At 41.1% G+C, this 23154-nt stretch carries 14 protein-coding genes; 4 read left to right on the top strand and 10 right to left on the bottom strand.

The genetic code is table 11. The annotated features are described in order from the left end of the window. Positions 1-72: 72 nt before the first annotated feature. From IRJ18_RS08400 to IRJ18_RS08365, 8 genes are all read right to left on the bottom strand, one after another. Complete coding sequence (locus tag IRJ18_RS08400; RefSeq protein ID WP_194105742.1) at positions 73-528, bottom strand: hypothetical protein; 456 nt, start codon at positions 526-528, stop codon at positions 73-75. Between the two features lie 124 nt (positions 529-652). After that, positions 653-2443: a RagB/SusD family nutrient uptake outer membrane protein gene (locus IRJ18_RS08395; RefSeq protein ID WP_194105741.1), complete on the bottom strand. Its 1791-nt coding sequence runs from the start codon at positions 2441-2443 to the stop codon at positions 653-655. 25 nt (positions 2444-2468) lie between these two features. Further along, positions 2469-5696: a SusC/RagA family TonB-linked outer membrane protein gene (locus tag IRJ18_RS08390; RefSeq protein ID WP_194105740.1), complete on the bottom strand. Its 3228-nt coding sequence runs from the start codon at positions 5694-5696 to the stop codon at positions 2469-2471. Between the two features lie 14 nt (positions 5697-5710). Next, complete coding sequence (locus tag IRJ18_RS08385; protein WP_194105739.1) at positions 5711-7297, bottom strand: fasciclin domain-containing protein; 1587 nt, start codon at positions 7295-7297, stop codon at positions 5711-5713. A gap of 38 nt (positions 7298-7335) precedes the next feature. Beyond that, complete coding sequence (locus IRJ18_RS08380) at positions 7336-9090, bottom strand: fasciclin domain-containing protein (RefSeq protein ID WP_194105738.1); 1755 nt, start codon at positions 9088-9090, stop codon at positions 7336-7338. A 24-nt stretch (positions 9091-9114) separates the two neighbouring features. Continuing rightward, positions 9115-10611, bottom strand: a complete 1497-nt coding sequence (locus IRJ18_RS08375) for a RagB/SusD family nutrient uptake outer membrane protein (protein WP_194105737.1) — start codon at positions 10609-10611, stop codon at positions 9115-9117. Positions 10612-10629: 18 nt separating this feature from the next. Next, positions 10630-13950: a SusC/RagA family TonB-linked outer membrane protein gene (locus tag IRJ18_RS08370; RefSeq protein ID WP_194105736.1), complete on the bottom strand. Its 3321-nt coding sequence runs from the start codon at positions 13948-13950 to the stop codon at positions 10630-10632. A gap of 15 nt (positions 13951-13965) precedes the next feature. After that, positions 13966-16197 (bottom strand): fasciclin domain-containing protein, encoded by a 2232-nt coding sequence (locus IRJ18_RS08365; RefSeq protein WP_194105735.1) that lies wholly within the window; start codon positions 16195-16197, stop codon positions 13966-13968. Between the two features lie 435 nt (positions 16198-16632). On the opposite strand from IRJ18_RS08365, the gene IRJ18_RS08360 reads away from it, so the two are divergent. From IRJ18_RS08360 to IRJ18_RS08345, 4 genes are all read left to right on the top strand, one after another. Beyond that, positions 16633-19143 (top strand): MG2 domain-containing protein, encoded by a 2511-nt coding sequence (locus IRJ18_RS08360; protein WP_194105734.1) that lies wholly within the window; start codon positions 16633-16635, stop codon positions 19141-19143. A 258-nt stretch (positions 19144-19401) separates the two neighbouring features. Next, positions 19402-19596 (top strand): cold-shock protein, encoded by a 195-nt coding sequence (locus IRJ18_RS08355; protein ID WP_194105733.1) that lies wholly within the window; start codon positions 19402-19404, stop codon positions 19594-19596. A gap of 113 nt (positions 19597-19709) precedes the next feature. Then, positions 19710-19889 (top strand): hypothetical protein, encoded by a 180-nt coding sequence (locus IRJ18_RS08350; RefSeq protein WP_228072625.1) that lies wholly within the window; start codon positions 19710-19712, stop codon positions 19887-19889. Positions 19890-19997: 108 nt separating this feature from the next. Continuing rightward, positions 19998-21107: a bile acid:sodium symporter family protein gene (locus tag IRJ18_RS08345; protein WP_194105731.1), complete on the top strand. Its 1110-nt coding sequence runs from the start codon at positions 19998-20000 to the stop codon at positions 21105-21107. An 88-nt stretch (positions 21108-21195) separates the two neighbouring features. Here IRJ18_RS08345 and IRJ18_RS08340 read toward each other — a convergent pair whose 3' ends face one another. Together IRJ18_RS08340 and IRJ18_RS08335 are read right to left on the bottom strand one after the other, a co-directional pair. Beyond that, a complete protein-coding gene (locus IRJ18_RS08340) occupies positions 21196-22473 on the bottom strand; it encodes a hypothetical protein (protein WP_194105730.1) in 1278 nt (425 codons plus the stop codon). Next, positions 22470-23108 (bottom strand): RNA polymerase sigma factor, encoded by a 639-nt coding sequence (locus IRJ18_RS08335; RefSeq protein ID WP_194105729.1) that lies wholly within the window; start codon positions 23106-23108, stop codon positions 22470-22472. Before IRJ18_RS08335 ends, IRJ18_RS08340 begins: the two co-directional genes overlap by 4 nt. Positions 23109-23154: the final 46 nt, after the last annotated feature.

The following is a 23154-nucleotide window of genomic DNA, read 5'->3' as shown; positions in this document are numbered from 1 at the left end:
ATTTTATTTTGGCAACACGTTTAGCGAAAAGAGGCTGCCTTTTTGAGACAGCCTCTTTTTGATACGGATAAATTATAAGTCGTATTGTATCCAATAATCTTCATAAGTGTTGTCTGTGTATTCAACATACCATTCAAAAACAACTTGACTATAATGGCTCCAATCTAAATCGGTTACATAACCATTTATTGAAGTATTGTCAGGTATAGCTCCATTTTGATCCTGAACAAAATTAGTGAAATAATAATCGTCATAAGGGTTAATGGCAACCGCATTAAAAGAAACCGATATATATCTGATATGAGCAGCAGGGGTGCCTGATAAAGATGAAATCATTTCATAATTCCCAGTGCTAAAGGTTGTTAACTGATGATTCAGCAATGTATCAGCTGTTGTCCAACTATGGTATATCGTAGGGGTGAAATTCAATATAGTCCGACTTCGCAGACTACTCGGCTCGTCTCTTATTTGTGCATAACAAACCACAATTGCAAATACAAACAGTGTGGATAAAAAGATCTTTTTCATAACTATAAATATATATTGATGCCTACTCTATTCAAGATTTTCGGCTTCCTCTGTGCATTCGAGACAAAAATTACATCAATAGTATATCAGGTAGTTATTAAAACAAAGGAGCTCCTTCTTATCGTTACAATTTAAATGGCATATACCAATTAGCTGTGTTCATTAACTTGGTTCTTACTGCTGCAGCATTTCCATTTCCATCACGTAATAGCTTGTTATAAACTTTATCGGCTAAAAATGCGGGATCCTTACGGCGGAGCGCTACACGCATTAAATCGCCCCAACGTTGTCCTTCAAACGCCAGTTCCAGTCCATCCTCGTCAATAATAGCAGTTTCCATTCCTAATTTATCAGATGCCAACGCTGCAGGAAGTGGTTGCAGGTAAGCCCTGGTACGCGAACCAACCTGACGATACCAGAGGCCCCTGTAATAGGGTGTCTCGCCATTACGGCCGTCTAAGTTATAAGGGGCATCCAAAAATGTTTGCTCAATGTTTGTACGGTCGGTTGGTAGGCTTGAAGCCGCGGGCCAGGTATTGTCATAAACACGTGTAACACCAACATTAGTTAAGGCATAGGCCAGTTTTACACCGCTGGTACCCAGTGTAGCATCGTTACATGCGGCCTCGGCAAAATGCAGCATATTTGTAGCGCCGCGGTAAAGCAACCAGCGGCCTTGTTTTTGCAATACACTTGTAGGTAAAAAGCTGGTAGCATCAACATTATAATAAAGCTGTTTCATTATTACCGGCTGCCCGTTAATGGTGCGCACGCTTATCAGCTTTCTGGCATCGTAAGGTAAGCCGTTTTGCTGGGTTTGGCTGTTCCAGTTATCTAAAGCCAGTTGTGATGTAGTAAGCAGGTAACTACCGCCTGTATTTGAAAACAGGTTAACAAACGGGTCCTGTGGTAAAAAGTTTTTATCAAAGGGGATACTCCATATCCATTCCTGGCCTGTAAGCGTACCAACGCCCCCGCCAAATATTGCGCGCCAACCGCCATTGTTATTATCAACCAAAGTGCGCTCATCTGTGGAATTACCGTAATAAATATCCACATGGTTGTTACCGTCACCGTTTTGCACCAAATACTGATCGTATAGCCAACTTCCGTTTGTGCTTAGCGAGCCTAATTCACACACATAATGATATTGAGCTGATGCCAGTTTATAATCCCCGTGCCATAAATAAAGGTCGCCAAGCAGGCATCGTTTATTAATAAAAAACAAATTGGTGGCATAACCATCTACGGTTGTATTTAAAGATGTATTAGTAGCACCGGTAGTAGATACGCTTGTGCTATAAACATCCAGGTAGCGTTTACCATCGCCCATAAAAGCGATCAGGTTTGTTAAAAGCTGATCAAAGCTGATCTTCGGGAACTTTGAGGCATCTTTTAAATCATCTATGCTCGTCAGCGGGTCAGTAACATAAGGTACCGAACCAAATTGTATCCCTAACTGCAGGTACAACCAGCTGCGTATAGCGCCAACATCAGAATAACGCTGTTGATAATCTGAGCTTGTCATTCTGCCATCGGCAACCATTTTATCAAAGTTGGCCATTGCATCGTTACAGTTCAGAATAATTTTGTAAAACGGACGCGGATCGGCCCATGGATTGTCGGTAGTTTCTGCGTGCTCGTTAAGCTGGCGCAGATATTGATCTGCGTTAGCTGTAGGACTCATTAAATCGGCCCGTAACTCGTTCAGTATAATGTACCTGTCGGCAAGGGTCTGAAACTGGCCGTAAATACCAATTACAGCAGCATTAGCATCATAAACGTTGCGATAGTTATTGGTTATATCAACCTGGTCTTGCGGTTTTACATCAAATACTTTCTTGCATGAAAATGTAGTCAGCAAGGTACTAACCAGCAGTGTTTTATAAACTATTTTTATAGAGATCTTTTTCATAATTGATCATTAAATCTGATTAATATTATATGCCAACACGTATGCCTAACTGCACTGTTCTGAACTGCGGCTCAAGGGTAGTATCAATGCCTTGCATCAGCACATTATCACTTGCTGAAAATTCAGGATCGTAACCCATGTAATGTGTAAATGTTAGCAGGTTATTACCTGTAGCATATATTTTTATGTATTTAAAGGTCTTAATCTTAAATGGTACGTCGTAATTAATAGTTACTGTACGCAAGCGTAAATAGGAACCATCTTCTATCCACCTGTCAGAAAAACCAGCGTTACCGCTCGGGTCGCCGTATGAAGCCCTTGGTATGGACGTAACCTGGCCGTCACCACGCCACCTGTTTAAAATAGCCAGCGATTGGTTGGATACGCCATTTTCAGACTCGATTTGACGACGGGTATAATTATAAAGCGAGTTGCCATGGGTAAAGGTTACCAAAGCGTTTAAAGTAAGTCGTTTGTAAGATAGCATAGTGCTGATCCCCCCGGTATAATCCGGATTAGGGTTACCTATAACCTGCATATCTTTTGAATCAATAACCTTGTCGCCATTTGTATCCTGGAACCTCATGTCGCCTCCCTGTAAAGGTATTAGCATACCATTAGATGTTTTATAACTTAGGCCTGCAGATGCAGCCTCGGCATTGCTTGTATAAACACCATTGGTTTTATAACCATAAAACAGGTTAGCTGCCGAACCTACCTGGGTAATTATGTTTGCACCGGCATACTGGTTAACCATGCTATTATTAGGCAGTTTGGTAATTTTATTACGGTAAGTAGCTATATTTAGCCCTAAATCCCATTTAAGTTTACCGCTATTAATTATACGCCCGGTTATACTTAGTTCTACCCCATTTGTTTGCATGCCACCATCATTTGCAATTGCATATAATAAACCGGCAGTAGTTGATTGTGGGGTTTGGGTAATCATTTTATCAGTTTTGTTCCAAAACGCATCAGCCGTAATATTCAGTCTTTCCTGCAGAAAAGATGCATCCAAACCTAAATTAAGTTTTTTACCAACCTCCCATTGTAATGCCGGGTTACCAAAATTGCCCCTAACCAGGCCTTGCAAGCCCAGTAAACTTTGTGAAACATAGTATTGGCGTGCAGCATAATTACCGATATCATCGTTACCGGTTAACCCATAACTACCCCTTAGTTTCAATAATTCTACAAAGTTCACATCTGACATAAAGCGTTCTGAAGAAATTAACCAGGCTGCTGATAATGATGGTAGTACGGCATATTTAACGCCCCCAATAGATGGGGCGCCCGATATAGCAGTACCAAAACGCGATGAGGCGTCGGCGGTTACATTAAGGTTAAAAATGTATTTATTATACAAGGTATAGTTAGTGCTGAAGTAATTATTCATCCAATGATATACCCCAATATCGCCACCGTTAACACGTAATGCAGGGTTGCCTGTACCCACACTTACCAACTGGTCAATTGCCGAGTTATACCCTATATTAGTATTGTAGGTTATATTTGAGTGGGTATACCTGGTACCCAGGTTCATAATTAAATTATGGATACGGTTAAATGTGCGGTTGTAGGTAATATGCGTATCGCTATATATATTAAATAATCTTTGTACCTGGCTGCCTAAACGGCTATCGGCAATTTGCCCTATAGCCAATGTATCATTAGCTACACCGGCCCTTGGTATAAAAGTATTTTCACGCACTTTATCGGTAGTAATACCAATAAGGGTTTGCGCACTGAAGTATTTATTAAAATTATAGCGGAAATTAAAATTACCGAAAAAACGATAATTCTGATTTGATTCCTGCGCGTGCGTAAAAATAGCCTCAGGGTTACTCACACCAAAAACATCAACATCGGCCAGGTTTGGCGATTCAACCCCAGCGGCATTTACATCGTGCACCCGTAAAAACGGCGCCTTGGTTAAACTAAGGTATAGTGGGTTTGTTTTAGGAGACAATCCCTGATCGAACATTGTTTGTGAGTTATAAGCAAACGATAATGTTGTGTTGATGGTAAAATGTTTACTAATATTAAGGATACCATTAAAACGGGTACTGTATTTAGTAAGGTCTGTTAACCGGGTAATACCTTTGTTATCGCCATAGCTTACCGCCAATACGTAACGGGCAATGTTGTCACCACCAGATACCCTTAAGTTATAGTTTTGATTAAACCCGTTTTTAAAAGCCTGTTTTTGCCAGTCGGTATTGTTATGATAAACGTAATAAGACCCACTATTAATGTTGTCATTCATATAGGGCTGGGCAGCTATCTGGGTAGATGTTTGGTTACTTGTACGCAATACATCAGACAGGTAGGTGCGGTAATCGCCACCCTGCATCATTGGTATAAACGAACTGGAAGGCATATAGTTATAGCCACTATATATACCTACATCTATTTTAGTGGCTACATCAGGATTATTATTGGTTGAAATTGTTATAACCCCGTTAGCTGCTTTAGTACCATAAATACTGGCCGAAGCATCTTTTAACACGGTAATGTTATCAACATCGTGCAAATCCAATTCCCCATAGGGATTATTAATATGTCCGCTTATTATTGAATTACCATAATGATAGGTATCATATATCATACCGTCTACAATTAGTAACGGCGCATTGCTGCCATACAATGAATTGAAGCCACGCAAAAATAAGTTGGCACCAATATTAGGGGTACCCGAACGGCGGGTTACGTTTAAACCGGCTACTTTACCCTGCAGATAACTGTCGGGCGTTTCCAGACTTGTGGGGTCCCACGCCCCTAATGTGTTAACACTCTTAACCGCGCCAGATTGCCTATTGGCAGAAACGTTATTAAGCGGTAGCCTGGCCTCATCATAAACAGAGTTATAGGTATCTTCGAAAAGTATAATTTCTGGTAAGGTTTTACGCCCTTTAAGCGGCACTTCTTTTTGCTGATAGCCCTGCCCTTTTATAAACAGTATCGCGTCTAAATTGGGTACATTTAATGTAAAGTGGCCTTTATCATCAGTAAATGTAGCTGAATACTCTGTTACACCAACACTTATACCTAAAACCGGCTTGCCAGTTGCGGCGTCTTTAATAACACCACTTATTTTATCGCCACGGGCGATTTTAGTTGAATCAGCCTTATAGCGTGCAATACTATCAGCTAACTTAACCGATATACTATCTGTTTTCTGCGCATATGCTTTTATACCACAAAAAAGGTACAAGAAGAGCAGTAAACTAATTAATCTGGTAAATTTTTGCATAGTTCAAGTTAAAATTATTGTAATACAGGTATCAGTTTAATGTAATCTACAAGTACGTCGTTTGTGTTGGCAGCTGTTGTTGCCGCTCCTTGCACATACATAAATATGGAGCTATATTTAGTGACATTCAACGTGCCATTAGCCATATTAAGGGTTGAATTTGCCGTAACCGTACCTGTTGTAGCATTGGTTAAGGTAAGTTCATTATAGTTATATGGTGTTATAGATGTATATGGGAAGTTTACTGCTGTAGTAGGTGTAACATTCCCCGCAACTACAGGCGCAGCAGTAATTTGCCCAAACATCACCCTTTCAGAGATACTTTGATTTAGGGCCGGGTTTGTAGTGTTCATAGGCACTTTAGTAAATAAAGTATCGTTAACAGCACGTATAATCACTTTATACTGGCAAGTATTTAGGTTGCTTAATTTATACCCGGCAAAAAAGCTTGCTGGTAAACCCGATCCGGATATTAACAGGTCGCGGTACACTGTAGTGCCATCCAGTTCTTTTCTTGCCCGTATGGCAATTTTACCCCCCTGGTCGGTACGGGTGAAGAAGGAAGCGCTTTCACCTTGTATAATTATCGGCGTAATTTTTTCAGCAACATTGAAGTTCATACTACTCATTACGTATACAATCCCGTTACTTGCATTGAAGGTTTGTACAATAGCAGTTTTATCTATTGGTACGGTTACCCCGTTAACTGATTTAAGGGTGGCGGGTAAATTAGCCGATGTGTATACGCCGCGCACCACTACATCTTTAAGTACGTTGAATGCCGAAAGCAAATTCATGGTAGTATCTGTTGAATTTGTTACGGTAGCAAAGTATTTACTAACCTTAGCCCGCTCTGCATTATAGGCGTTATCAGTTAAAACAAAGTAGGTATAAAGGCTATCCTCATTAGCGAGAGCACCAGTTTTATTAAAGTATTTATTTTGTGTTACCACACCTGTACCAGCCACCAGGATTGGTTTTCCGGTTTTGGGGTCAATACTGGCTACCGTAGCCTTAGATGTATCAATAAAAGATGTATCCTGGCGCAGTACATATGCTTGTTGCAACAAGCCTACAGTGGTTAGGCCCCTAACGAATTCCGAAATATTCATTTTAACAGGCAACGCCTTATCAATTATATGTAACACCCCATTGTTTACATATTGATTAGCAAGTGTAATGTTTGCGTCCTCAACAGTAGTAGTTGTAAATGTTAAGTTTTTGCCATTTAAGTTACGTACCCTTAACGAACCTTGTATATTACCTGTAAGATAGGTTTGATTTGCTATATGATTTGCTACAAACTTATGTAACCTGGCTGTATCCGAAACAATAGCCGGATCTATCCCCTGAAGCGCCGCGTTAGTAGGTGCCCATACAGTGAAAGTTTTGGTTGATGATAATAATTTATCGTAACCAATTTTTGCCAGGTATCCTGCAAATGTGCTCAGATTAGGGTTAGCTTGAATTTGTTGAAGCAAATTCACATTTAACTGCTGATCTGTTATCGCGTTCCGCTGGTCCCATTGTTTTTTACATGCCGATGCTACTACTACAAGCAACAAGCCGATAAAGAGATATTTATATTTAAAATGACTCATTCTTTTCTAATCAATTTGGTTAATATTTTTTCACTATGTTATGGAACCAACACGCCCGCACGCCCTAATCTTGGGTGCAACTGATCCATATCTACTGGTCTAAACTCAATTACATCTAAAACTAAGGTTGCTGAAGCGCCTGAAGCAGCTGTTGCAGTAAAAGTAATACTATGCCTATCGGTAGTTGGTATATCAACTACACCAAGCAGCCTTCCAACAAAGCCGTTGTAACCGGCTGAAGTATTGGTTGAAGGTGTAAGCGGTGAGTCTGTATAGCTTTTAAATCCGCGCGCTTCGGCCTGGCGTTCTGTTTCAGCTTCATTTAATCCATCATTTGGATTAAAAGTGTTAGGCATCCCCTGACCGTCAAATGTTACGGGGACTACCTGTCCGGTTCCCTGCCTTACATAATCAACCCATATTTTGTAGCGGCCTTTAACTATAACGGGGGTTTTAAACGTAATAGCCTGCACATTCAAACCATTATTTCCGGTTCTGAAACGTGTGCCTATGGTTAAATAATCCTGATTATAGTACCATTGGGACGCTGAAGGCACAGCTGTAGTTGTGCTATACATTACAGCATAGTCTTTAGTCGTTGCTGTTGTCGAGCCAGGAACAATGGTAACATTCGCTAACGATCCCTGTAAAAAAGGTACCGAACTTTTGCCAGGTTGCCTGTATAAGCCCGGGGTACGTACAATTTCGGGCTGATTAGCCACATCAAAATAAACGGGCGACGGCAGACGCACCTTTATAGCATAATTTGTTAGTACATTGTGCAATACACCATTGGTAGCCGAAATATCGCTTGCAGGGCGGTATAATACCTGGCCCGGCTCTAATACACCATTAAATGTATCATTGTTCAACAATACGGTTTGGCCTACCAGATCGCTGGTTGTGATTTCAAGTGGGGCGAGCGTGTTATGCGTATCGGTACTTGCAATATCAGAGAGGTAAGATAACTCAGGCCAAACGCGATAAGCTACAAATAACCACAGACTATCCGCATGGTTGCGTGGGTCGCCTTTAGTGGAATACCTGGCTTTCAGGGCATTAAAGTCTGCAAAACCTGCTGCTTTAAAAGTGCTGTCTGTTTGCGCAATTACCGTTAAATATTTTCGGTTGGCATTAGTATTTGCTGACGCCGCTACATTTATAGTGTCATAAAAGCCGGTAGCCTTTAATGCTGCTGTGAATATGCTGTATTTTGAATTTTGCTCAATAGTTTGGGCTAAAGTTAATGTAGCCGGCGTAAGCACAAAATCAATAGTATGTATAATTCCGTTACCCACCCTGGTATTGCCAATTACCAGGTTTGCCTGTTTATTTATAACTGTTGTAGTAACACCATTTGTGTTTTTGGCGCCAGCTATTAAATATTGCCCATTTGTACTTGGCGACCGCATTTTTCCATCGGTAAAATACTGTGTCGCAATAGTATCGTTTATTAGCGCAATACTTACCAGGTTTTTTGCCGTAGCGGCGTCAATATTATCTATACTGCTTTTACCTGCAGCTTTTAGGTAGGCTGTCACGCCATCGTTATTTGGTGCAAATAAGGTATACGTACCATAAGTGTCCAAAAAACTGGCGTAGCCCGCCTTGTCTACAATTTGTTTAAACATAGAGTACTGGTTGTTCTCTCCCAAATAAGTGTATATGTTCACTACACTGGTAGTAGTTAGCGTAAGGTGGTCGCGCTTACAGCTGTTTAAACAGGTCATCAATGCTAGGGCTAACACTGGTATCAGTGTTATTAAGGCAAGCCTATTTGTTAACTTCTTCATCTTTTTTCTAATTTAGATTTACAATTATTTATAGAAGGGATTTTGAACCAGGTTCGGATCGTTCTGTATCTCGGTTTGTGGTATAGGGAAATACAGACTGTTCGGGTCCTTCAGTTTGTTTAAAGCCGATTGTTGTGATATTGCCGGAACACTTGTGATGGCAGCACTGGTAAGAATATCAAGCCGGGCGAAATTATTTCGTTTAGCGTTTCGCAGTAAATCATACCATCTTTTACCCTCAAAAGCAAATTCCCTTGCACGTTCAGCCATTAAGTAATCAGTCATACCGTTTACGTCTGTTGCTGCAGGTGAAAGGGCCGAGCCTGGCAAAGCATGCGCGCGTGTACGTACCTGATTAATCAGGTCAAGAGCGTCCTGGCCGCGGCTGGAATTAATACAAGCTTCAGCTTTCATTAACAAAATATCAGCGTACCGGTAACATATCCAATGAGCATATGATCCATCTGTAGTACGAAGCGTGGTAGGGTTTAACGCTATGTATTTGTAAATAGCCTGGTCAGCCACGTGTATAGCCACGTCAATACCACGTATATCTACATTTGTCGGGTCAATCGGATCAAGTGTATAAAAGTTATCCACTATTAATGGATTAGCCAGGTAACGGGGCCTTACCGTTGTAGAGAACATGTTGAAATACGGGTTCAGCGCCTGCTGATCGAACTGTAGCTCAAAAATACCTTCGGCAGAGTTACCTTTAACGTATAATGTATTAAACCAACCCGCATCACCTGATACAAGGCCGTATTTGCCCGAATTGATTATTTTATCGCAGGCAGCGATACAATCGGTATAATTGTCCATCCATAAGTATACATCGGCTTGTAATGCGTTTACTGTAAATTTAGTAATACGCCCCCTATCCGATGCATTATCACCATAGCTGGCTACCGCAAATCCTTCCGCTGTTTTTAAATCAGCAACAATTTGGGTCAGAATATCTTTTTGAGATGTTTTAGCTAATTGTTGTAAATCATCATCACTGGCAGTTGTTTTTAACTTCAGAGGGACATCGCCAAACGACCTTACCAGATAAAAGTACATTAATGAGCGTATAGTATATGCTTCGGCCATGAAAGAATTAAGTGAGGCCTGTGTAAGTGTTTGGTCTCTTTGTATTACACCCGGTGCATTATCAAGCACATTATTACACAAATTAATAACACGGTAGATTGATCCCCAGCTTACATAGCCGTTAGTTGGTAATATATTATCGCTAATAATATTATTTTCATCATTGGAGATACCAGGACCTGGAATTACAAAGTCTGCACGGGTTTCGCCCCACACAAAAAATAATTCAGCCGGCATTTTACCTCCCTGCGCATTAATAAGGCCGCTGTAGATACCAATTACGGCCGATTGTACTTGCTCTTTAGTTTGCCAGTACTGGTCGCTGGTGATGCCGTTTTGGGGGCGAAGCTCCAGGTATTTATGGCACGAGCAGAATGATATGGCCACTAAAACCATCACCACTGCTTTATATATTTTGTTTTTTAACATTGTTATATCTTTTAAATATTAAAATGATGCGGATAAACCAAAGGTTACTTGTTTCAGTGGCGGTGTAGTTGAGTTATCAACCACCTGTGAAAATATACCCACACCTGATGTTGATACCTCGGGATCCTGACCGGTGTAATGTGTAAAGGTCAGCAAGTTTTCTGCCGTTAGGTATACACTCAAATTTTTTGCTTTGATACGGCTGGCCAATGCTTTGTCAAAATTATATCTTGCCGTGATTGAGCGAAAGCGAAGAAATGTACCACTTTCAACATATCTGTCTGAACCCAGCCAGTTGTAGCCATAGTTAAACAATGCACGTGGGATATCGGTATTATCCCCAGGGGTACGCCATCTGCGCAGTACAGCACTACTTTGATTATCGTAAGAATACTCGTTTGTGGTTTGCATTTTGGTGCCGTTAATGATCTGGCCACCTAAACGATAATTAAAAAATGCTTGTAAAGTAATCCTGCCGCCCCAGGTAACGGTTGGGCCAAAACCACCAGTAAATTTAGGGTTACCATTACCCAGGTATACTACATCCTGGTAGTTAATGTTACCATCATGGTTTATATCCTCGTAAATCGCGTCGCCCGGCTGAAATTTATAATCTACTTTAGGGTAATTAAACCGCATTTGGACAGGCGTACCATCCGGACTTACAATTTTACCTCCATTGGCATCACGGGCAATTGTAGCATCGGCATTCGTGTAAACGCCTTTAAACTTGTAGCCATAAAAAGATCCTAATGGATTATTTAACTGCAGTACAGATAAATAATGCCCATTAGTAGTTACATCACCGCTGGATGTAGCATAGTAAGGTGAAATTGAACGCAGGGTATTTAAATTTTGCGATATATTAAAATTAAAATCAACCTGTAGTTTCCTTGATTTATATGGGGTACTAAAAATACTTAACTCAAATCCCTGGTTATCCAGTGTACCGACGTTAAGCGCTACCGAGCTATATCCTGTATAAGTAGCCAGCGATAAGTTTGGTGTCAAAAGGTTATTAGTACGGTTACGATACAAATCTAAGTCGATATTCAAACGGTTCTTGAACATGATGATATTCACGCCTGCGTCAATACCTACAAGGTCTTCCCACCTTAGGTTGTTAAGTTGAATACTATTGGGGTATAAGCCAGATAACCCCAGATAGTTATTTGGTGTATTGGTATATACGCTATAAAAAAGATAATCTTTATTAGGCGGGTTACCTGAATGCCCATAACTGCCTCTGAAACTAAACTCGTCTAACCATTTGTCATATTTTTTCATAAACGGTTCGCCCGATAAGCGCCAGCGTGCAGAAACCGCTGGGAAAAACCCATAACGCTCTGATTCGCCAAAACGCGAGTTCCCGTCTTCACGTAAAGCAACGTTAATAATATAACGGTCAAGATATTTATACTGCCCGTTAATTAGGGCGGCAACTGTACGTGTTTGGGCAACACCCGATGTTAAGCTAAGGTCGGTATTAGTTGTTCTGCCCGGCACCGAAGCGTCTGTTGAAGTACTTGATGCAGTATTGGAAATTAATTGGCCTTGAGTGTAGGACTTGTCATCTTCTGATTGTAGCGAGATTAAACCAGTGAACGAGTGCTTTTCACCAAGTTCGGGATTAAATAAAATGTTTGTTTTGGTAGATACGCTATAAGTATCGAAATCTGAATTTGAGGCGCGGTTAACAGCAGTTTCTGTAAAAGGGCGGCCTGTTGCAATTTGTGGTAAAAATTTAGCCTGCCTTTGGTTGTTGATGTCAAAAACCACATCACTTGTAGCAGTCCAGGCCCCGGATATATTATATACCAACTGGAAGTGTGGTGTAATACGGTCTCCTATCAGGTTATTTAGGGCTGCAGTTGCCATAGCAACAGGGTTGTAAGTACCGGCATAACTGGCCGAAGGTGTACTAGTGGACACCACATACTGACCTTGTATATTACTGGCCGGAGAGAAGAAATTTGGTGTTAAATGTCCATATTGATCGTACTCATAAATACTCATATTAGGCATTTTTGTGGCTGCAATGGCACGCACGCCATCAAAGCCGCTGCCGTTGCTGGCAAATGCATAATCGTATTGAGTATTGGTATGTGCATAAGCGACAAACGTTGTAAAATGTATTTTATTAGAAACAATGTAATCCAGGTTTAACCTGGTATTTAACCGGTTTAAGCCGGTGCCGATAGTAGTACCCTTTTGGTCGTTATAACCTACTGAAGCAAAATATCTGGCTTTATCGCCCCCACCTGTAATAGATAAGTTATGATCCATTACATAACCAGTTTGCGAAATAGCTTTTAGCCAATTAGTGTTTTGGCCATAATTGTAAAAATAATAAGGGTCGCTCTTATCATAAGAAAACTCCCTTACTGTTTGTGTATTAAGTGGTGCACCGGTAACGTTCATTACCATTTCGGGTATAAAGGTTGAATATTGGTCGCCGGTTAACAGCGGGATACCACTTGGTTGTTGTGTTAGTGTACCTTTAAAGGTATAAGATATAGTTGGCGAGCCTTTTACACCGCGTTTCGTTGTAATAATTAACACACCATTGGCAGCGCGCGAACCCCATACCGCGGTGGCCGCCGCATCTTTTAATATAGATATGGTCTGAATATCAGATGGGGCTATTGATAACAGGTCTGCATATTGGTTATTATCAGCTGTTGCGAAGTTGAAATCGGTTGGCACTTGGGTGTCAAACGGTACGCCATCCACCACTATCAACGGGTTGCTGACACCATTGATGGATGATGTACCCCTGATTTTGATAGACATACCTGCACCCGGGTCTCCTGAATTAGACACAATGTCTACCCCCGGTAAACGGCCTTGTATGGCCTGGTCAATTGTAGTTGCCTGCAGTTCCTCCACATCTTTAGCATTTAGGGTAACTGTAGATGTGGTTTGATCTCGCTTATCAATGGTTAAGCCTGTGCCATTTCCTGTGCGGGCATGGGCTACAATCTGCACCTCGCTTATATCGTTAGCGCTACCCTCAAGTGTAACATTGAATACACGACGTGTACCAATATCGAAAATGCGGCTTTTATAACCTATAATTGATATTACCAGTTTGTGGCTAACATCGCTTATTTTTAGTGCAAAGTTACCGTCAATATCGGTGGCTTGGCCTACAATGGTACGTTTGTCATTATCTTGCTCAATAACAGTAGCGCCTATAACCGGAAGCTTGTCTTTTGCATCAATAACGCGGCCCTTTATCAGAACCTTTTCGGTTGTTGTTTGTGCCTGTGCACTACTAAGGGCAAATATGCACCAAAGTACAACCGCATAAAAAACAGGAATAAAAATTCTTCTCATGTGTAAGATAGGCGTTTAGTAATTGTATCTTAAGTAATTATCAATTTGATGCAACAGTGCGCGGTTACCCAGGTAATTACTGGTGGCCGGGAAGTAACTGTTGTTATTAGGCGGGGTAACCGTAGCTGTGCGAACCTGGTTATCCTGTATCTTCAAATTATTTGGTTGGTTGAAAGTGATCAGGTTAAGTGTATTTCCCTGGGAGTCTTTCAACAAAGTAGGGAAAGGAGTACCATTAACACCTTTTTTACCGTCAGGCGCTATGGTTATGCCATTTAGTATATGGAAATAAATAAAACGCGCTACTAAGTCCTTATCGGCAGTTGTAGTGGGATTGGTGGTGAATGATGCAAATGTTTTTACCCCTCCTACTATGGTTGTTGTACCAGGTAAAAATCCATCAACTACTGCCTGCTTCATAGCTGCCTGAGTTGGAATAAATACTGTATAGTTACCACCCAATTGTATATTATTAATCTCTCCCGCAGCTGCACTGTAAGCTGTCGAGTTGATCAGGTACTGATAAAAATCATAGTAAGGCCCTTGCGCTGTTGAGGTTCCGGCGTTAGCAGCAATATCGGCAGCAATAGTTTTAGTCGGGGCGTCAAGCAAGCCACTATTCAGAAAGTAAACCTTACCGTTGCTGTAGGTTCGCGAATCTACAACAGTTAGCGTTTGCCCTAATTCAACCGTACGACCGGAAGATACGGTGTTATTATGCCAGCGGATGTATTCCCCGCCGTTGGTCTCGGCTATGCCATCACCGGCCAGGCTATTGAGTTCACCATTGGGTGTTGGCACTATATTCAAGTTCAAAATACGCTGCAAAGCTGCCTTTGGGGTTGCCCCGCTGGTAGTTGAACCATTTTGGGTAAATGTATAATTTGAAGTTGTTGTATTGAAACCATATCCCAGGGCATTAAGTGTCGCATCCGACATCATGAAAACAGTGTACTTTAAAGTAGGGCTGGTAACCTGTGTTTTTAAAAAATCGTTCAATAATCTGGTCATGATAGAATATGCCGGATCAAGGTATGCCCTTGCGTAAACAGTGCTAAACACGTTGGCTTTTTGCACTTGGCTGACCCCGTAAAACACACCATTACTGCAAAATTGCTTCTCTACAACATCGGCAGATGCGTTAAAACGTGCTGGTTCGCCTAATGAATTTGCAGTTGTGTTAAATTTACTTGGCCATACTATTGAAGTCCACATATGCGCGTTAAGCAAATCGGCAATTATGTTAGGTGGCAAATTCTTAATGTCTTTATAGAATTCAAGTATTACGGTATTCAAATACGGTGTCAGGGCGTCGTTTGTAGGAGCAAACATAGAATAGCCGTTTTGCTGCCCGTCATTATCATCCAATTTTAAGAAGTTTTCATTATTGGGGGCATAAGATAGCAGGGCACTATAAAACTTCACATAAACCTTATCGCTTTTGCCCGTTAACACATTATAACGGCTGGTGATATCTGCATTAGCAGAGTATCCTATCATAAATTGATCGTACAGGTTCTTGAAAACACTGTATTGAGAATTGGTAGCCAGTTTTTGCTCCAAACTTGGCAGGGGTAAAACCACTTGATCTATTTCGTGTATTACACCGTTCTCGGCCAGTATATCTTTATTTACTACTGTACCGTTTACTACATTAAAACCGCTGAAAGTAGTACCCGGGAAAAAATAGTTATAGTCGGACGCGGTTAACTTAGCCGAAGCAAAAAAGGCTGAAGTAAAATAAGGGATATATTTATTATTGTTATCGCCAAACTGATAAGTGGCAGCATTCCGGTTTTGCGAAATTAACACTGTATTAGGGCCTTCAGGGCCCGGGCCTGTATAAAAGCTATCATAATAAGCGGTACGGCGCTTAAATGCCGCCCCTGGTACCCAACCAGCCCCCGATTGATAATCGGATAAATGGTCTGTTTGGAAGGCATTATATACTAAAGCATAGGTGACGATTTTACGTGCCGTTACCGAGTCTATCTTATCAAGTGTAAGATTATTGGCCGTAAAATACTTTTGAAATGCGGCGTCGTTGGGAGCAAAGAAAGTCCAGTAACCGGCTGCACTTAGCGTCGGCTTGTAGCCCGATTTGTCTATAACTGCTAATAAGGTAGTAAAATTACCCCGTTGCTGTAATACCTGGTAAATAGGCGGTTGTAAGTTATCAGGCCTACCGTAATACTCGTCGAATGCTTTTTTACGGCACCCTCCAAAAACAAGTATAAGACAAAGCAAACAGGATAAATTTTTTAAAAATTTATACATACAAAAATTGATTAAAAAAGTAAATGGGGTATTAGATATCTGCTTTAAAGAAACGTGTTAACGTCTTTAAACTACCTAAATAGTAATTTTAGGGTTAGTTGCCGATATCGATTGCATTAATAAATGTAATTTTGACAGATACTTGATTGCTTATGCACAACCTGCCCACTAATTGGTTTTGTAAAAATTTACTCATATTCGGTACTGGTTTATAAAATTGGTTTATACAGGGTAATTCGTGTCGGAATGATTTTGGTTATCCCCTTATTATGAATTAAAGATATAAACAACAATTTAAAACAACTATCCTGCCCTATCCTGAATTACGAAGTCATAAACAATACTATTATAAATGTTTATCAGATTTGTATAAAGATACCCTTACTATTATAACCCTCATTTACCATGAATTACCTTAAACATCAATTTGCTCTTGCTCTCCTGTTTATATCAGTCAGTGCATTGGCACAAACGCCGCCGCCCGTTCAAAACAAAATGAAGCTGTTTTTTGAAAAGGTATATATACATACCGACAGGGCCTTATATGCACCGGGCGAAGACCTGTGGTTTAAAGCATACGTAATTAATGCACGCGATAACCATTTGATAGGCACCAGTAAAAACCTGTATGTTGAACTTATTGCACCCGGTGATAGTATAGTGAGTAAAGAGATCGTCTATTTAGAGGATGGAATAGCCAAAGGCGATTTTTCAATTAAACCCAAACTGCCTGCCGGCAATTATAGATTAAGGGCCTATACTAACTGGATGCGCAACTTCGGCGATAATTTTATTTTTGAAAAACCGGTTACCATAACTGGAAATACAGAAGCAACAGGCAAAAGAGCGGTCACTTCAATACAAGCTGAGAAAAATCGAACATCTACCTCTATTCTTTCACAGCCTGCCCTCCGTTTTTTTCCTGAAGGCGGTTCGCTGGTGAACGAAATTAGTTCGATTGTAGCGGTTAGGGCCGAGAACGCACAAGGTAAAGGCATACCGGCTGCTGGAGCAATTATTTCTGCCGCAGGCGATACCGTGGCGCATTTTAGTTGTGATTCGTTAGGTATGGGTGCATTTGCGCTACTCCCATTCGCGGGACAAAGCTATCATGGCACCATCAAATACCAGGGGCAAAATATCACTGCTCAATTACCTGCGGCTTTAGCGAACGGGTTAGCCCTAAAAATTGCAAAAAAGGACACTTTATTATATATAACTATCAGTTGCGATAAGGCGACGGCTGCATCCCTGGCTGGTAAACCGTTTACTTTATCAGCTAAACACGCGGGGAGCACCGTAATTGATCAGCAGATACAATTAACTGGCAACCAGGTATCGGTTAAAATACCCCAGGATATTTTGCCTGAAGGAATAGCTGCATTTACCTTATATGATGATCAGCATAAACCCAATTGTGAGCGCTTAATATATATTGATCGCTCCACAAACACTGTTAAATTTGCTATTGGTTTAGATAAACCCGTTTACAAACCAAGGGAACGGGTTAATGTAAACATCAAGATTACAGATGCTAAAAACCATCCGGTTAACGGCAACCTTTCGGTAGCGGTGGTGGATGCAGGGCTTAATCCGGTAGAGCGCAGCAATATTGCCGCTTATTTTATGCTGCAATCTGAAATAAAAGGTAATATTGAACATGCCGAACGTTATTTTGATACCACTAACATAAATAGGGTAAAGCAATTAGACCTGTTATTACTTACCCAGGGCTGGCGCGATTTTGTTTGGAAGCGGCTGGCCGATGCACCCATTAATATATCCTATTTACCCGAGCAGGGCTTTACGCTGAACGGCCGGGTAAAAAAGGAATCGAACAAGGCGCCTGTTGCCGCAGCAAATGTTACGCTATCGGCGCCCAGGGCAAGCGGGCAAAAGTTGTTCTTTACACAAACAGACGCTTCAGGTAATTATTACTTTGATAATTTACAGTTATTTGGCGAACAAAACGTTCGTGTATCTACCCGTGATGTTAAAGGTGAAGCAAATGGCATTATCGAACTTGACTCCCTGGCTACGCATAGTCTGTCCGTTAATAAAGCCGGTGTTAAATCCAACCAGGATGTAAACCCGCAACTTATAGCAGAAGTGGCCAGGCGCGCGCCTTTGATAAAAGGTTTGGACAGCGTGACCAACTTGAAAGAGGTAAAAATAAGGGGCACCCACAATATTACCCTGCGCGACCAGATTGCAGTAACTAGCGGTTACCCTGATGAGGTATTAAACGTTAAAGCCGACGATTTGACCTTTAAAAGTTTGAAGGCTTATATACTGTACGCTTCCAAACAAGCAAAACCCGACCCTAATGGGGATAATATTGTTTTTTTTGCTGATGGCCATACTTATAAGCCCAGAATTATAGTTGACAATACAGAGGTCCCTTTTACTGACGAAGATGACGCTGATATATTAGAGCATTATTATAATTCCTACCTCAATTTGCCTATGAATGTTGTGGAGAAAGTAGTGATAAAGCGATTAATGGCCGGATTAAAAGCCCCTAAAATTGGCGGCAACCAGCAGGCAAACATAATGGGCAATACAGTGTTAGGGGCCAAAAGTGGCGGGATAAACTTTATTTTTATAATTTATCTTACTTTAAAACCCGGTGCTTTGCAAAAGAACAACGGCGGGATAACCACAGCTAACATTCAGGGATATTATGAAGCACGCACCTTTTACAAACCCATACATAATAGTACAGGCTTCGATTCATCTAAGCCTGATATGAGGAATACCATACATTGGGAACCTATGGTTAAGACAGATGCCACAGGATCTGCAAAGGTTAGTTTCTATAACGCTGATCCAAAAACAACGGTACGCGTAATTGTGCAAGGGGTTACCGATACCGGTGAACCGGTTAATGCAGTAAAGAATTATGTAGTGAAATAATCAACTTGTTTACCTAATAATCTGAATAATTACTTTGCCCTTTTTAAACATTTTAGATAATTATAGATAATAATAAATAATTATTGAGCTTTTTGCAGCGGATTCCAATTGGTTATGACGCTTTTAACGCTGATCAAAAATTCAATAATGTCGTCGCCTCTAAATCCCTTTATTTAAAATTTATTTAAATAGTTTAACCAAAAGTAAAAATACCCCATTTATTATACCTACCTTGCCCGCTTAGTAAAAAACAATATAATGCAAACACAAGGAACAGTAAAATTTTTTAACGGAACAAAAGGTTTCGGCTTTATTACACCTACAGCAGGTGGCCAGGACGTATTTGTTCACTCTACAGGCCTTATTGACGAAATCCGTGAGAACGACCAAGTATCTTACGAGGTTGAAAACGGCAAAAAAGGTATCAACGCGATAAATGTAAAAGTACTTTAAACCACTATAAAATTTAATCGTAAGCACCCCGATAATCGGGGTGCTTTTTTATTCTTCATATTCTTATTCACGTAATCCCACATCAGCATATGGCTAAATCACAAGCATCCTTCATGAAAAAACAATTAGACGCTAACCGTAAAAAAAAGAAAAATGAAAAGGCGGAACGCAAGCAGGAACGCAAAGAAAACTCTGCAGGCGGCGGATTGGAAAACATGATGGCTTATGTGAATGAATTTGGCGAGATCACTTCTACCCCACCCGAAAAACCGAAACTTAAAGATCAGGAGTAATACTCCCACAACTTTCCCTGAAAGGGCTTCGTAAAGCTGCAACAGGCACAACATTATTTTTTGCCGGAAATGAATATCTTTAACGGGTAAACCATTTATCGGCAATAATTGAAAAAAGCTAATTTATATACCCTGGCTTTCGGTGCGGCTATAGCCTGCCTGATTGTGTTTTTTATATTGATAGGTACCGGCCATATTAGCAATGGCGGGCCGGCAATTATTCTTTTCTTTTTATTACTGGCCGTGGGTTTCAGCGGCAGCGCTACACTAAAAGGCTTTACTTATACTATCATCATATTTGCGGCCGTAGCTTTGGCGTTATATTATCCGGCACACTTTGTTGATCTTAACGGTTATAAACTGTCCAACCTTATTACGCCGCTATTGCAGGTAATTATGTTTGGCATGGGTACTTCTATGAGCGTGCATGATTTTGCCGGCGTACTTAAAAACCCGCGCGGCGTTTTTATCGGCGTGGGCAGTCATTTTGTAATTATGCCTCTAATTGGCTTTACGCTGGCCCATTTAAGCGGCTTCCAGCCGGAAATAGCCGCGGGCATAGTGCTGATCGGCTGTTCGCCAAATGGTATGGCTTCCAACGTTATATCGTACCTGGCTAAAGCAAACCTGGCGTTATCTATTACTATTACCGCTGTGTCTACGCTGTTATCACCATTGCTTACCCCGCTGCTTATTAAATTACTGGCCGGCAGCTTTATTGAAATAAATGTGCTGAGCATGATGTGGGATATTATTAAAATGGTAATAATGCCTATAGGTGCCGGATTGGTTTTCAATCATTTTCTACACGGAAAGGTAAAATGGTTGGATAAAGCGCTGCCGGTAGTTTCCATGGCGGGTATAGCCATTATCATCCTGATCATTATATCGGCCGGCCGCAACAGTTTGTTAACCATTGGCCCTTTACTGATATTTCTGGTGCTTGTACATAATTTACTGGGTTACAGCTTAGGGTATTGGTCGGGAAGGTTATTCAGGATGAGCGAGCGCGATTGCCGTACAATGGCTATTGAAGTAGGCATGCAAAACGGTGGCCTTGCATCGGGCCTGGCTAAAGGTATGGGTAAAATAGCTACCGTAGGCCTTGCTCCCGCTATTTTTGGCCCGGTAATGAATATTACAGGATCGGTGCTGGCCTCGTGGTGGCACCGTAAACCAACTAATCGTGAACAAGCAGAAACGGTTACCTTAACATAAAGAGAAAGCCCGATATTTTACTACCGGGCTTTTCCCTACTTAAACCATTCTATCACAATTCTCAAAAACTATTTCAATACTTAATATCCTATTTATTAATATTCCAGCGCAGTCCTACAGCCACCCCTGCCGATTGTAATTTCACCCGACTGTTACCAATATCTGTTAGTGGTATTTTTAAATATGGCTGTGCCGCGATACTGAATTTATCATTCAACTGGTGCGCATAGGTAGCATCTAAATTCAACACCCCTAAAATATGCTGGTGCCTGTTTATAAAAGTAACGCTTGACGGGCCGGTTGTGCCCGGAACAGCATAATCGTAATTATAAGTTTCCTTCAGCATAATGTACGATGATAACCCCGTCCCTATGCTAAATGAATTTTTGCTTTTATGATATACCTGGTAATCAATATTTAAAGGGATATCTAACACACGGCAATCGGCACTTACCTGTTGCGGGTCGGTTTTAAACTTATATGCGGTATAGTAATTGTCAAACTTGGTGAGATAAGGCTTTTTAGCATATGCCGCCCCGGTACTTATGGTCAGCTTTTTAATTGATACCGAAAACAGTAAACCAATATTGGTGCCCACCTTTGCATCCTGGAATGATCCGGCCCCGTTAATATCAGGCGATAGCAGCATCGCCAATCCAAATTGTGGCCCTTTATGCCCACTTATTACAGTTTTTACCTTCTTAGGCTTCTCATTTGCAACTGAGGTAGCGGGCTCGTCGGTTACTTTAGCAATAACTTTCGCGTTGGCGTTATCGGTGTTTCCTGATGTCGCTGAATTAACGGTATTCTCAGTATTCACCGCATTATTTTTTGGGGACGTATTATTAGCGATAACTTCCGGGTTGTTTTGCTGTACCGGGTTAACAGGAGCCACTTTGTTGTTGTCACTAACTGGTTGTTTAGTAACAGAAGGATCTACAATAGCAAAGTAATGTGGGGGTGAGTGCAACACTTTAGTATAGGCAGGCTTTTGTTTTGCAAACTCCTGTTTAACTTGTTGCGGAGCAGTTGTGTGAACAGCCAGTCCATTGGCACTGTCAGCTTTAGTTGCGGTACCGTTTGAATTATTTACAGGCGCCTGGGTCACCGGTTTTTTATTAATGGCAACCTGCTGGGTATCTATCGGCGCTGGTTTAAAAAACCACCAGCCCAAAACCAATAGCAATAATGCGGCTACCCCGCTAAGAACAGGCAGCCAAAATGCAATAATACGCGGGCGCTTGCGGTCCCCCATAAGTTCCTCAAGGTCATCCCAATCCTGGTCATTATATTCAAAGTGGGTGTCCGGAACATCCAGCCCGCTTTTAAATAGCTCATCCAGTTTATTTTTCTCTTCCGCGCTCATATCCTGATTCCCCTGTTAAAGAATACCCCGTTCATATCTGTTGAATTTATTGCTACAACAGATGAATAGGTCATTTTACCGTCGCCACGGTCTGTATATGGCTGGTCGGCTTTTAATATCATTTGTTTTAGTTTTTGTCGTGCTTTGTGCAGGTTTGATTTTGATGTCCCGGCGCTAATGCCAAGCATTTCGCCAATTTCATCATGCCCATAACCTTCAATTGCAAATAAGTTAAATACTGTTCTGTAGGCCTGGGGTAACAATTGTACCATGGCTAAAAGCTCATCGTAACTTAATTTTTTATCGGCCAGTTCCCCGTCGCTAATATGTTCAGCTTTATCCAGGTCATCCGTATAGGCCATTTTCAAGTTGGCCCGGTAATGGTCTATAGAAGCATTCATCATAATGCGGCCCAGCCATGCTTTAAAAGGTCGATCATGATCGTACCTGTCTATATGTGTAAATACTTTAAAAAATCCCTGGTTCATCACTTCTGCAGCCTCGTCCCTGTTACCCGCATATCTTAAGCAAATACCCATAGCAAAGCCATAAAAAGCTTTGTACAGCATTTTTTGGCATTTTCTATCCTGCTTAGCGCAGCCTCTGATCAGTTGATGTAAATCTTCCTCTGTCATATGGGGAATCCCCTTAAGTAATGCGTTTATCGATCATTAATATCAT

The sequence above is a fragment of the Mucilaginibacter boryungensis genome (genome assembly GCF_015221995.1).
In the GTDB taxonomy this organism is placed as follows: Bacteria; Bacteroidota; Bacteroidia; order Sphingobacteriales; family Sphingobacteriaceae; genus Mucilaginibacter; species Mucilaginibacter boryungensis.
The sequence above is the reverse complement of the archived record's forward strand: the minus strand, read 5'-3'. Positions and strand labels throughout refer to the sequence as shown.